10 protein-coding genes are annotated in these 14,203 nt (G+C 37.8%); all 10 read right to left on the bottom strand.

The features are described 5' to 3' along the window. Positions 1–314: 314 nt before the first annotated feature. The 10 genes from AACZ73_RS03070 to AACZ73_RS03115 all read right to left on the bottom strand — a co-directional run bounded on the left by AACZ73_RS03070 (position 315) and on the right by AACZ73_RS03115 (position 14,189). Entirely contained in the window at positions 315–2,108 is a 1,794-nt protein-coding gene (locus AACZ73_RS03070; protein WP_339875302.1) for an acyl-CoA dehydrogenase family protein, read from the bottom strand. 118 nt (positions 2,109–2,226) lie between these two features. Then, positions 2,227–3,402 carry an acetyl-CoA C-acyltransferase gene (locus tag AACZ73_RS03075; protein ID WP_339875304.1) on the bottom strand — a complete coding sequence of 392 codons (1,176 nt, stop codon included), beginning with the start codon at positions 3,400–3,402 and terminating at the stop codon, positions 2,227–2,229. A gap of 60 nt (positions 3,403–3,462) precedes the next feature. Then, positions 3,463–5,868, bottom strand: a complete 2,406-nt coding sequence (locus AACZ73_RS03080; RefSeq protein ID WP_339875305.1) for a 3-hydroxyacyl-CoA dehydrogenase/enoyl-CoA hydratase family protein — start codon at positions 5,866–5,868, stop codon at positions 3,463–3,465. Positions 5,869–5,913: 45 nt separating this feature from the next. Beyond that, positions 5,914–6,384: a MarR family winged helix-turn-helix transcriptional regulator gene (locus tag AACZ73_RS03085; RefSeq protein ID WP_339875307.1), complete on the bottom strand. Its 471-nt coding sequence runs from the start codon at positions 6,382–6,384 to the stop codon at positions 5,914–5,916. Between the two features lie 247 nt (positions 6,385–6,631). Next, positions 6,632–8,380 carry a long-chain fatty acid--CoA ligase gene (locus AACZ73_RS03090; protein WP_339875309.1) on the bottom strand — a complete coding sequence of 583 codons (1,749 nt, stop codon included), beginning with the start codon at positions 8,378–8,380 and terminating at the stop codon, positions 6,632–6,634. Between the two features lie 460 nt (positions 8,381–8,840). Beyond that, positions 8,841–10,439, bottom strand: coding sequence for an Ig-like domain-containing domain (locus AACZ73_RS03095; RefSeq protein ID WP_339875310.1), 1,599 nt, complete (start codon positions 10,437–10,439; stop codon positions 8,841–8,843). A gap of 71 nt (positions 10,440–10,510) precedes the next feature. After that, the gene (locus AACZ73_RS03100) at positions 10,511–11,422 is read right to left on the bottom strand and encodes a class I SAM-dependent methyltransferase (RefSeq protein WP_339875312.1); all 912 of its coding nucleotides are present in this window, start codon (positions 11,420–11,422) and stop codon (positions 10,511–10,513) included. Next, on the bottom strand, positions 11,412–13,277 hold the full coding sequence (mnmG, locus tag AACZ73_RS03105) for a tRNA uridine-5-carboxymethylaminomethyl(34) synthesis enzyme MnmG (protein WP_339875314.1): 1,866 nt from the start codon (positions 13,275–13,277) through the stop codon (positions 11,412–11,414). The genes AACZ73_RS03100 and mnmG overlap by 11 nt, the downstream gene beginning before the upstream one ends. Positions 13,278–13,358: 81 nt before the next feature. Continuing rightward, a complete protein-coding gene (ybeY, locus tag AACZ73_RS03110; RefSeq protein ID WP_339875316.1) occupies positions 13,359–13,784 on the bottom strand; it encodes an rRNA maturation RNase YbeY in 426 nt (141 codons plus the stop codon). A 3-nt stretch (positions 13,785–13,787) separates the two neighbouring features. Then, a complete protein-coding gene (locus AACZ73_RS03115; RefSeq protein WP_339875317.1) occupies positions 13,788–14,189 on the bottom strand; it encodes an ATP-binding protein in 402 nt (133 codons plus the stop codon). Positions 14,190–14,203: the final 14 nt, after the last annotated feature.

Genomic DNA, 14,203 nt, shown 5'->3' on the forward strand with positions numbered 1-14,203 from the left:
GACCTGCTAATGAAAGCCAACGCTAAAAATTTCTAAAATGTCCGCATAAAAAAACAGGAGTGATAAGCCCCTGTTTTTTTAATCTGATCTAATCCTTTTTCTTACTTTCTTTCTTAGCGGCTTTTACAGCACGCTTTTCTTTTAACGTTTTGGTAGCCGCAGATTTATCGTTCTTAGGTTTACCTTCTGGTTGCTTAGCCATGATTTCTCTGATGTTAATTGTGAATTCCGTTAAGTTATGGGGAATTCTCAAGCTCTCAATCAAAGAAGGTTTAATTATTTTTTAAAGAAAAATCTGTAATTAAAATCAAGCTTTAAAAGGGATATTTACCCTGATCAATCATATAATCAGCCACCTGTCTTCTCAGTTCTTTTGTGTTATAAAGCTCAGATTTCGTAAATCTTTTTAAGCCCATCAGCATGACTTTTTGCTCATCACCTTTAGTGAAACTACCAATCGCTTCTTTCGCAGCAGTATTGACTTTGTCCACAGCCTCTGAAAGATAAATCTGTGCCATAGCAATTTGGTTCTTGCAGGCATCTTCTCCCTTTATAGAAACTAACTTCTCGGTACGAAGAATCGCGGATTCACTTGCGTAAATCTCGATCATCACATCAGCCAGATTCATCATGATTTCCTGCTCATCTTCAATTTTATCCTGAAGAGTCATAGCAGCTTTGCCACCTACCATCAGGAATACTTTCTTTAACTTTTTCAGTACTTCTTTTTCTGCTGCGAAAAGCTCAGAAGTGTCGATTGTCTCAAATGAAGGAACAGAGGTAAGTTCTTTGGAAACAGCCATTGCGGGGTCAAAAATATTGATCTCACCTTTCATCGCTCGCTTCAGAAGCATTCCCACCATCAGCATGCGATTGATTTCGTTTGTTCCCTCGTAGATTCTCGCAATCCTTGCATCACGGTATGCACGCTCCATAGGAGCATCTGCAGAATAACCCATACCTCCATAGATTTGAACACCTTGATCCACTACGTAGTCAAGAACTTCTGATCCATGCACTTTTGAAATAGCACACTCTATGGCAAATGCTTCAACACCTTTCAATTTAGCCTGGGTAGGATCCATTCCGTCAGTTTCAAGTGCTGTGATTTTATCCTCAATATCCTGACCAGCACGATAGCAAAGAGATTCTGAGACGTAAGACTTTACAGCCATTTCGGCCAGCTTTGACTTGATCGCTCCAAAACTGCTGATGCTTACTCCAAATTGCTTACGCTCATTTGCATATTTAACGGCCTGAGATATCACAGTACGTACTCCACCAAGCACTCCAGATCCCAATTTGATTCTGCCAATATTTAGAATATTCACAGCAATTTTAAACCCACTTTGTCTCTCATAAAGCATATTTTCAACAGGAACTGGGCAATCGTTAAAGAATACCTGTCGGGTAGAGGAGCCTTTGATTCCCATCTTTTTCTCCTCCTCATTCATTGTAATCCCACCAAACGACTTTTCAACGATAAACGCAGTTAGATTCTTATCATCATCGATTTTCGCAAAAACGATAAATAAATCTGCAAACCCAGCATTGGAAATCCACATTTTCTGGCCGTTGATTAGGTAAGTCTTTCCATCTTCAGAAAGTTTAGCTTTGGTTTTGCCACTATTTGCATCTGAGCCCGCATCTGGTTCTGTAAGGCAATAACAGGCAGCCCATTCTCCAGTAGCAAGCTTGGGAAGGTATTTTGCCTTTTGCTCTTCATTTCCATAATAAAGAATTGGAAGCGTACCAATACCTGTATGAGCTCCATATGTAGTAGAAAATGAACCCGCTGCCCCTATAATATCAGCAATGAGCATAGAAGTGTTGAAACTCATTCCCATCCCTGCGTATTCCTCAGGGACTGTAATTCCCAAAAGTCCCAAATCTCCTGCTTTCTTAAAAATAGAAGGAACCAAGTCTGGATTTTTCATACTGTCAATTTCATTAATATTTGGAGTGATCTCCGTATCAATAAAATCCTGACATGCCTGAGCCATCATTTGTTGCTCTTCTGTGAATTCCTCAAAAATAAAAATGTCTTTCGCGTCAGTTTCCTTTATGAGGAATTCTCCTCCTTGTGTGGATTTTGTTATGGTGGCCATATTCTAATATAATTTTCAGATTATTTTCTTCAAGGTTCAAACTTCATCATTAGAAATTTTACATTTTCAATATCGAATGATGAATGAAAAATGTTGAATAATGAAGTTTGGGGATAGGTTACTTTAAAAGTTCGTACACTCCGGCAACGCCCTGACCACCACCAACACAGGCAGTGACAAGTCCGTACTTTTTATTCTGGCGACGAAGTTCATTGAACATTTGAATGGAAAGTTTAGCACCGGTACATCCTAGCGGATGACCAAGAGCAACAGCTCCACCATTTACGTTTACGATATCTGGATTGAGGTCCAGCGCCTTGATTACTGATAATCCCTGTGCTGCAAATGCTTCATTCAGTTCGATCAGATCAATGTCATTTAGAGTTAGTCCTGCCTGCTTTAATGCTTTAGGAACGGCTTCTTTTGGGCCAATTCCCATAATTCTAGGATCAACTCCTGCTGCACTATAAGACATCATTCTAGCAACTGGCTCAATATTTAATTCCTTTACCATTCGATCTGACATCACTACAACGAAAGCAGCTCCATCAGAAGTTTGTGAGGAATTTCCTGCTGTCACTTGCCCGCCATTTTTGAAAGCTGGTTTCAAACTTGAAAGTACATCCATGGACGTTCCAGGACGAGGTCCTTCATCCGTGTCTACTACATATTTGCGGGTTTTCTTTTTGCCTTTTTCATCGAGATAGGTTTCTTCCACTTCTACAGGAACGATCTCATCTTTGAACTTGCCAGCAGCAATAGCAGCAATGGCTTTTTCATGTGATTTGACAGCAAAAGCATCTGATTCTTCGCGAGTGATTCCGTATTCCTTTGCTAATTCCTCTGCGGTCAAACCCATACTGATGTAATAGGAAGGATGCTCAGTAGCTATTTTATAATTCAGCACTGTCTTATATCCCATCATTGGCACCATAGACATAGATTCTGTACCGCCAGCGATGATACAATCTGCCATTCCTGCTTTTACTTTTCCTACGGCCAAGGCAATCGCTTCAATTCCAGAACCGCAATAACGGTTGACGATAAAGCCAGGATTCTCTATTCCTAAAGCGAGAAGAGAAATCATTCTCCCCATTTGCATTCCTTGTTCCGCCTCCGGAACTGCATTTCCTACGATCAGGTCATCCACCATTCTGGCTTCCAATCCCTGTGTATTTGCTACCAGATGTTTGATCACATCTGAAGCTAGATCATCTGGGCGGTAAAATCTGAATCCACCTTTTTTGGCCTTTCCAACCGCTGATCTATATCCATTTACTATATATGCTTCCATGTTATTTCGAGTTTTTTGAGTATTGAATTACTTGGTACAGTGTACTTAGTACTTTAGACATCAATTTCTAAGCGGTTTTCCTTTGAATAAAATACTGTGGATTCTCTCCAGCGTTTTCTTTTCACCTGTCAAGCTCAAGAATGCTTCGCGCTCCAAGTCCAGTAGGTATCGCTCAGAAACCTCAGTTGGCGAGGACAAATCCCCTCCAGACATTACGTAGGCTAGTTTTTTAGCGATCAAAGCGTCATGCTCAGATATATATGCACCATACCTCATCCCAGTAATTCCAGCTTCAAAAAGTGCCAAAGACTCTTTTCCAAGTACACGAATATCTGTTTGCTCAATTGGCTGAGTATAGCCGGCTTCATTCATAGAAATGACTTTGGATTTTGCTTCCGCCAATTGTCGCTTTCGATTGAGGGTAATACCATCATCTTTTCTCATGTAGCCCAAGTTTCTGGCTTCCTCAGCAGAGGTAGAAACTTTCGCCATGGCAATATTCATAAAAGCATCCTGCAGACGGTTCAATTCTACGTCTCCGGATTTTACGGCATTGGAAAATCTTAATGTCATTTCCTTGGTACCGCCACCGGCAGGAATTAATCCAACTCCAACTTCCACCAAGCCCATGTACAATTCTGCATGCGCCTGAATGTGATCTGAATGAAGTGAAAACTCACAACCACCACCCAAAGCCATATTATGCGGAGCAGAAATCACTGGAATTGATGAGTATCTAGCTCTCATCATCGTATTCTGGAATTGTGCAATCATTAGATTGATCTCATCAAAGTCTTGGTCTCCAGCGAACATAAATAGCATGGCTAAGTTGGCTCCTGCGGAGAAATTAGCTCCTTCATTACCTACCACTAGTCCTTTGTATGATTTCTCCGCCATTCCAATGGCTGTATTGATCCCTTCGATCACTTCAGCTCCCATGGAATTCATCTTAGTATGGAATTCCAAACCGATTACATCATCGCCTAGGTCATAAACTGATGCTCCGGCATTATTCCAAATGACTTTTCCAGCAGATTTAAGTGTATCCAAAATGATGAAATCATCCATTCCTGACACTTCCTTGTAAGATTTGCTTGGAATATCATAGAAATGCTTCTTGCCATTTTCCACCTTATAAAAGGATTCATTTCCTGCTTCAAGCATTTCAAAAACCCATGCAGCTGGCTTTTCTCCAGCAGCTTCCATTTTTTCAACCGTTTCTTTCACCCCGAGTAAATCCCAGTTTTCGAAAGGCCCAAGTTCCCATCCAAATCCAGCACAAACTGCTTGATCTATTCTGAATAGTTCATCCGCTATCTCAGGGATTCTATTAGAGCAATACTTGAACAAATCATAAAAAGTAGCTCGGTAGAATTCTCCAGCTTTATCATCAAAATTCACCAAGAATTTGATTCTCTTTTTCAGGTCTTCAAACTCCTTAGCAGCTTCCAACGCTTTGAATTTTGGCTTTTCTATATCCTTGTATTCGAATGTTTCGAAGTCAATTTCTTTCAGCTCTTTAGATCCATCTTTGTGTCGGATCATATTGAAATATCCAGATCCAGTCTTGTCTCCTAACCATTTTTTCTCGTACAGTACTTCCATGATTTTTGGAAGTTTGAATTTCTCACGAGACTCATCATGCGGTAAAGCTTTGTAAAGGTTGTTTGCCACATTTACCGTAGTATCCAAACCAACCACATCCATTGTTCTGAACGTAGCAGATTTTGCCCGGCCGATTAGTGTTCCAGTCAATTTATCTACTTCAGATACGCCTAGGCCCATTTTCTCGATGGTATGCATGGCAGAAATAATGGCGTAAACGCCTATTCTGTTAGCAATAAATGCAGGTGTATCCTTACAAAGGACGGTTTCCTTGCCAAGGAACTTGTCCCCGTACTGCATTAGAAAATCGATGTTTTCCGGCTTGGATTTTGGTCCTGGGATTATCTCCAATAAACGTAAATATCGAGGTGGATTGAAAAAGTGTGTACCTGCGAAATTTTCCTGGAAATCGTCGGATCTTCCTTCACACATCATATGCATAGGAATACCGGAAGTATTGGAAGTAATGAGTGTTCCTGGCTTTCTGTATTTTTCTACTTTTTCAAAAAGTGACTGCTTAATGTCCAGTCTTTCCACCACGACTTCCATCACCCAATCATAATCTTTGATTTTTGGGAGATCGTCATCGAAATTTCCAGTAATTATCCTGGATGCAAATGCCTTATCATAAATAGCTGATGGATTTGACTTGAGTGTGCTCTGCAAAGCTTCTGTAACGATCCTATTTCTAACAATAGGATCTTCTTTGGTCAGTCCTTTCTTCTGTTCCTGCTCGGTAAGTTCAAACGGTACTATGTCCAATAAAAGCACCTGCACGCCGATATTGGCAAAATGACAGGCAATTCTGGATCCCATAACACCCGAACCTAAAATGGCAACTTTCTTAATGGTTCTGTTCATAATTTTGGGCTTTTGGTAGATGCTACCTCGTGGTCGTTATCTGGTTTATAATTCAAATATTGGTCTATTGATATCTACTCCTTTGGAAGTTTGTACCTGATCAATCACCAATTGGATTTTCTCAAATACTTTGAAAAAAGCCTGAAGCTCTTCTTCACTTACGACTTCTCTCACTTGTTCGTTAAATTCCCTAATCGTATTAACGGAGATTTCCTTCTTTCTTTTTCCTTCTTCTGTAAGATAAATACGCACTGAGCGCTTATCGATCAGGTCTGGCTTTTTATAAATCAATCCCTTTTCCTCCATTGTTTTCAGCATTCTGGTAAGACTTCTTGTCTCTAGACCAAGCTTGGGAGCAATTTTAGTAGCTGGTGTACCATCTTTTGAATTGATATTGATCAGCACAAATCCTATGGCCGTAGTAAATCCCTCTTCTGCAGCTTCCTGATTATACATTCTGGAAATCGCATGCCAGGCACTTTTTATATGATAATCAACTGTTTCTTCTCTCTTCATCTCTACGGAATTCTTCAATTATTGAGGAAATCCAATTTAGTAAAAATAATGTATGCATGCATACTATATTGAAAAAAAGTTATGCATGCATCACAAATTATTTTCCATATAAATCCAATTGAACGATACTTTACTAGGTTATTCTATTACCAAAAAGGATAAAACAGAATAAATAACAAGAAAAGGATCATTTAATAAAATGATGTACTAATGTTCAAAAAATAGTAAAGCTATCAGGCCATATGCTTCATTCCTGGTAAATATGTTCTATTTCCTTACCGTATTTCTGCTTGATCACTTTTCTCTTGAGTTTCATGGTAGGTGTTAGTTCGCCTGATTCAATTCCCCAAGGTTCTGCTAAAAGTCTAAAACGCTTGATTTGCTCCCACTTCCCAAAGTATTTATTCAACTGCTCGATCTCGCGATCGTATTTTTCGATAATTTCTGGCTTCAGGATCATTTCCTCATCAGTGGTATACGGAATCCCTTTATGCTTGCAATATTCCTTTAATCCATCAAAACTTGGAACTATGAGAGCACTCGGGTAATTTCTATTTTCACCAACTACCATCAATTGATCAATCAGAGTGGATTCTTTGAATTTATTCTCCATCAGCTGAGGCGCAATGTATTTGCCTCCGGAGGTTTTGAACATTTCCTTCTTACGATCAGTAATCTTAAGGAATTCCCCATCTAACTCCCCAATGTCACCTGTGTGAAACCAGCCGTTTTGAAGTACCTCTGCGGACATTTCAGGTTCTCTGTAGTATCCTTGCATGACGTTAGGTCCTTTGACTAGGATTTCGCCGTCTTTAGCGACTTTGACTTTTACATCTTTAACTATTTTACCCACCCATCCAATTCTTATCTCTTCTGTAGTGCATATAGATGCTGAAACTACCGGAGAAGTTTCCGTCAAGCCATATCCTTCACAGACTTTAATCCCAGCGGCCCAAAATACTCTGGCCAGTCTAGGTTGCAAAGCAGAGGCTCCTGAATTAATCTGAAGTACTTCTCCACCTAAAGCTTCTCGCCACTTACTGAAAATAAGTTTATTGGCCATTTTCAGCTGAAAATCATACCAAGATCCCATTTTTCCTCCAGGATCATATTCCAATCCCAGATTTAGAGCCCAGAAGAAAAGCTGCTTCTTAATCCCAGAAAGTTCGTATCCTTTGGCTACTATTTTATCATAGACTTTCTCCAAAAGACGAGGAACAGTATTAAACGCATGGGGTTTGACTTCCTTCATGTTTTCTCCAATTGTTTCCAAGCTTTCTGCATAGTAAATAGAGAACCCCAAATACATAAAACAAAATGAGCCTGTACGCTCATAAATATGACAAAGAGGAAGAAAACTAAGCACTCTGGAAGATCCTTTTGGAGGAGTCATAATGGAGGCAATAGAAATCACATTCGAAAGTACATTTGAATGCGAAAGCATAACTCCCTTTGGTCTTCCAGTAGTCCCGGAGGTGTATATGATCGTAAGCAAGTCATCGGGTTGAATCTGCTCTTTCAAAAGCTCCAACTCTGCAATACTTTCATTTACTCCAATTGCTAAAAAATCCTCCCAGTAAATTGCTCCATCAATTTGAGCAAAACTATAGATCAAACGCTCACCGCAAACTTCTTTCGCTTTGTCGAAAATAGTTTGATCTCCAACGAAAATCATCTTCACCTCAGAATGATCAAATATATATTCAAAATCAGATGAAGTAATCGTTGGGTAAACCGGAACTGAAATTGCCCCGATTTGCTGGAGTGCAAAATCGATAAAATTCCATTCTGGACAGTTTTCAGAGATTATTGCAACTTTTTCATCTTTTTTCAATCCGACCTTTAAAAATGCCAAGCTGAGATTGTCTACTATTTCTTTGAGGTCTCTTGATGAAAATGATTTCCATTCACCATTTGCCTTTTTAGAAAGCGCTATCTCTTTATCGTAGTTAGTAATTTGATAAGGAATCAAATCAAAAAGTCTTGAAGGGTTCATATAAATCATTTTGGGTATTTATAATATTACCAAAATGCGGGGCGATTACAAAGAGTTATCCACGCTCTCTTTTTATAGTAATTGTAAAATAGATTTTTAAAAAAATTCTTTACTAAGGTTATTAGGACTGTGGATTTGTGGAAAAGATGATGATTTCTTATTTTCCACGCTTATGCATATTTAACTTTTGACTTACCCACGACTTATCCTCCTTTTGTCCACATGCAACTCTTTGTAAATGATGAGTGTAAATATTCTGTCTATTTTTTGTGGATTTTGTTGTGTAATCAACTGTTGGGAAAATCGCTGTGGATAGAATGATTTGATGTAGTGGATAAGTGTTGGCTTTTCCCCAAAATAACCTCATGGAGGAAATTCTTACCGCGGGTAGGTGTATAAGTCCTGAGTTATGTCTGGATAACCCACTTTTATCCACAGCAGTTATTCTACTTATCCACGCCTAATCTGAAATGATTTTCATACCGGTTTTCGGTGTGGCTGTAATTATTAGCCCGTTTACTATCCAGCCTCCTCTTATAGTAATATTTTTGGTGCCTGTCTCTGGATCGATAAAATCAAAAGTCCTTTCAGCATACCTTCTTTCTCCAAAATTAGCTGGGTCCCATCTTCTATTGCCATTTGCATCTTCTATCACTCGAAGCTGATAGTTTCCTGCTTCCATTAAAGTGAATGAAAATTTATTACCTGTCTCTAAGTACGATTCACTTTTTATTTCCCCTTTACTATCTAAAAGTTGAATAATAAATGGTGCATCTGCTCCTACTATCGTCCCTTCAATAGCATCTGCCAATGTTTCCTTTTTCAATTTTTTGTAATTGGCTGATAACGGAGTCTCATTGAATTGTCCTTCTATATCTCTAAAAGTAGACTCCGCAGCTTTTAGTGTGATTATTTCAGAAGAAATAGAATCGGCTACTTTAAGCATTATTTGCAACACATCTCTCTTTATAGAGTCCTTGAAACTTAGCATTTCCGGTATAATGCGCATAACAGATGCAGTATCATAGGCTAAGTACAGTGAATCGTAATTGATGTCTTTAACAGGCTTATTAAAGGTTAATTCAATTAGGAGATTTTGATAAAAGCTTTTACCTGAATTCGGTGTAACCGTCAGTTTCTCAGGTTTCCTTTCAGATTCTTCAAACTTGGCCCAGATTAAAGAATCGACTTGATATCCTACTGAGTCTATTAAATTGACTTTAAAAGCAAGGCTATCTGCAATGGGCGCTTTTGAGTAAAGGTTTATTCTTTTATCACCAAGTGTATAAAATATTTCACTACCCAGATTTTCATTTTCCAGGTCTATTTCAAGTGGTGTTTTATTTAATACAATGGTGTAGCCTGGTCCAAGTGGGGAAGATCTTAGTAATCTAATTGGGTTTTGATCTCCTTTCGAAAGATTAAAATGTAGTCCGTCTATATTTTCATTAATTGTTATAGTGTCTTTGATAAAATCAAATGCTTCAGATTTGTATTCAGCTTTTAAGCTGTTATTATCATCTTGCCAGGCATATGCAAAGTATTTTCCAGCTTTAATATTGGATATATTAAAGTTGCCGGATGAATCTACCTGACTTAAGTAATACGGAGGTGCTATAAATACATTGGTGGTGTCGTCAATTGGATATAAACCAACTATGGCATCCTCCAGCTTATCATTTCTGCCGGGAAAATAAGTGTTTACAGATCCTGATAAATTTAAGCTATCTATGTTTTCACCAGTTGAAAATACAAGTTTGAGGTTTTCGGCGGGATTCCCTTCTGATAAGTCCTGTATCGATTTTTGGAAGTTGAATACATACGTTGTACTATCTTCTAGTTCCTGATTTAATTCGATTACAAGAGTATTTTTGAGTGCTGTAAAAATTACTTCATCCTTGTTAATTCTTGGAGTGATCAGGATGTTTTTATTGGCATTATCCAGTTTGATGTATTCGTCGAAAATGATTGTGATCTCCTTTGGCTTAGTATTTAGACTTTGATCTTTTGGATACATTTCTAATACGACTGGTGGTTCTTCGTCTTGCGGTCCTCCCATCGGGGTGCTCTGTTTGGCACAAGAGAAAGCTAAAAAGCTTAATAAGAAAAATATGATTAGGTTGTTTAGTTTCACTTCTTTTTGAAAACGAATAAGTTACTTGAATAATTACCTACAGTCTTGCTAGCTGAACGATTGGATTTTTTGCCTGAGATAATTGCCTTCCAATATTTACTTATTATTGATTGTTTTGGGTTTCTATAGCCCTCTGATAAAAGGGATACATAGTAGCTATCAAATGGCATTGGCATTTGTGAAATGAGCTGTAGTTCAAATAGGTCAGAGAAATACTCAATTGATTTATGGTTGAAATGATATAAGTGTCTAGGAACGTCCCAACCTGCCCAATGCTCTTTATATTTAATGGCATCATGGCTATCTGGATTTGGAACTGCAATTATGATGTAACCTTTTGATTTTAAGTGCTTTATGATTTTTTTTACTGTTTTTCTTAACAAATGAACATGCTCTAACACGTGGTATAAAGTAATAATATCAAAGGAGGCTTCTTTTGGTAATTCATCTATCGATTCATAAACTTTTCCCTTTAGTTTTGAATTAGCGAGTTTTCTTGCTTTTCCGTTGGGTTCAATACCTTTTACCTTCCATCCCTCTTCTTTGGCTTTAGTGAGAAGCTCCCCAGTTCCACATCCATAATCCAGATATTTTCCTTTGGAAGGCCTTAGATTATTTAGATGTTTTACTTTTTTAGCAACAGCATACTTTCTAACCTTTTGATATACAAATTGGGTTAGATTTTTTGCTTTATCATCATGTGAGAAATATTCTGGAAAATCATAATACGGAGCAATTGCTTCTGCGGCTGGTCTAGGGTTTGTAAATTTTAAACCGCACTTCGTGCAATTGCATATGATAAAAGACTCTTGACTAACAGCAAAATCTTTTATTTCTTCAGAATTAAGAAAATGTCCACTCTTGCAAAGTGGACATTTAGTAAGTCTTTCAAGCATTTTATCTTCCAAGGTAAACCGTTATTATTGATAAATCTGCTGGGGTTACGCCACTTATTCTTGAAGCTTGACCCATTGTCTCAGGTCTTATTTTAGTCAGTTTTTGTTTACCTTCTGATGAAAGAGCTGGAATAGCTTTGTAATCAAATTGTAATGGAATTTTAAAGTTTTCCATACTACTTAGCTTATCTACCATCTGCTGTTCCTTTTCTATATAGCTATCATATTTGATTTGTATTTCTGCTTGTTCCAATACTTCATTTGGATATTTAGCTAAGTATGCCCCAATTTCTGGATTGAAAGTCTTTAGATTATGAAGACCAATCTGAGGTCGTTTTAAAAGCTTCTCAGCAGATATTTTTTCACTTATTTGAGCTGTTCCAGATTCTGTTAATCCTGAATTAATGCTATCAGGCGAAAATTTCTTTTGTTTTAGGTCATTTATGAGTTTAGCCGTGGATTCCTTCTTTTGATTCATTTTTTCTAGGCGCTCATCAGATGCTAATCCTATATCATGTCCTTTGTGAGTTAATCTTATGTCAGCGTTATCCTGACGCAAAAGAAGTCTGAATTCAGCTCTGGAAGTAAACATTCTGTAAGGTTCTTCTGTACCTTTATTGATCAAATCATCAATAAGAACACCTATGTAAGCATCTGATCTTTTCAGCAAGAATGGATCTTTTTCCTGAACTTTTAAGCTTGCATTAATTCCTGCTACCAATCCTTGAGAAGCTGCTTCTTCATATCCCGTGGTGCCGTTTATTTGGCCGGCGAAATACAGGTTTTCAATCAATTGAGTTTCTAAAGTAAGCTTTAGCTGCGTTGGCGGGAAAAAATCATATTCTATAGCATATCCAGGCCTGAACATCTTTGCGTTTTCAAAACCAGCTATTTTTCTTAGGGCCTTAAATTGAACATCTTCTGGGAGAGAGGTAGAAAAGCCGTTAATATACATTTCGACAGTGTTCCATCCTTCAGGTTCTACGAAGATCTGATGTCTGTCTCTTTCTGCAAAGCGATTGATTTTGTCTTCTATTGATGGGCAATATCTTGGTCCTAATCCTTGAATTCTTCCATTAAACATCGGAGATCTATCAAATCCTTCTTCCAAACTTGAGTGAACTTCTTTATTTGTATAGGTTATCCAGCAAGTTCTTTGATCTTTTAAGGTTGTGGTTAAATCAGAGTAGCTGAATTTCTCTGGATTTTCATCGCCATGTTGAACTTCCATTTTAGAATAATCCAAGCTTCTTCCATCTACTCTAGGCGGAGTTCCTGTTTTCATTCTTCCAGATTCAAAGCCGAGTTCTACCAATTGTTCAGTGATTCCTCTAGCTGCAGCCTCACCTGTCCTGCCACCACCAAATTGCTTTTCTCCAATATGAATTAACCCATTTAGGAATGTTCCATTTGTTAAAACCACACTTTTCGCTGGTATTTCTAGCCCAATACTAGTTCTAACGCCTTTAAGCTCTCCATTTTTTACAAGAAGTCCAGTGATCATTTCTTGCCAGAAATCAACGTTTGGCGTTTGTTCTAGAGACAACCTCCATTCTTCTGCGAATTTCATGCGGTCATTCTGAGACCTAGGAGACCACATAGCAGGACCTTTGGACCTGTTTAGCATCCTAAACTGAATCATAGACTTGTCTGATACTATACCCGACATTCCACCTAACGCATCAATTTCTCGTACTATTTGGCCCTTTGCCACACCGCCCATGGCTGGGTTACAAGACATTTGAGCAATTGTATTCATGTTCATAGTACATAATAGTACTTTTGAGCCCATCGCTGCGGCCGCATGTGCAGCTTCACATCCAGCATGTCCTGCTCCTACTACTATGACATCATATATTGGAAACATTGTATCCTTTTTTTGTTTAATGTTTCACGTGGAACAGTTAAATTCTATCTCTTCATCAGATTACTGTTTCACGTGGAACGTTTAAATCTCCTCGAATAAGTTAATAGCAAATTCCTCCTTTTTTCTCATCAGATTTGCTTCCTCATCAGATTTGTCTTTATAACCTAGCAAGTGAAAAAGACCGTGACTTATTACTCTGCTTAGCTCTTTTTCTTCGTTAACTTCTAATATTTGAGAATTTTCTCTGATCCTTTCTATGCTTATGAAAATGTCTCCTTCAATTACTTTTTCATCTTCGGAATTATCAAACGTAATAATATCTGTATAAGTATCATGATCTAGGTATTCCACGTTGATATTTAATAGATACTCATCAGAACAGAAAATATAATTGAGTTCTGATATTTTATAATTTTCTGTTTCAGCAATTTTTTTTAGCCAAGTCTTTCTTTTTCTTTTCTCTTTAAGGGAAAATGACACTTCTTCTTGAAAGAAATTAATCGCCATAGTTTAATTCATGTAAAATGATAAAACAGTTTTTGTTCCATTCTCCTCAAATTTCACATCATCTGAAAGGTGTTTTATTAAGAATATTCCCCTTCCCCCTGTTTTTTCTAAGTTTTCAGGTGCAGTAGGATCCTTGAGCTCATTATGATCAAATCCTTCTCCTTCATCTTGAATAGTGAATAAAAGCTGATCTTCTTCCAACGCTAATTCTAAGTGAACGAGTTTGTTTTTGTCTCCATGGTTTCCATGAATAATTGCATTGCTAATACATTCAGTTACTGATATCATTATATTCCCATAAATATCATCATTGATCTCAAAGTTTTCTCGCGCGTTGTCGATGAAACTCTCAATTATTTTTATGTTCTCAATAAGAGAAGGAATAGAAATTTTTATGCTTTTCATCATAATTGTGTTCA

This window comes from uncultured Algoriphagus sp. (genome assembly GCF_963974835.1).
GTDB lineage: Bacteria > Bacteroidota > Bacteroidia > Cytophagales > Cyclobacteriaceae > Algoriphagus.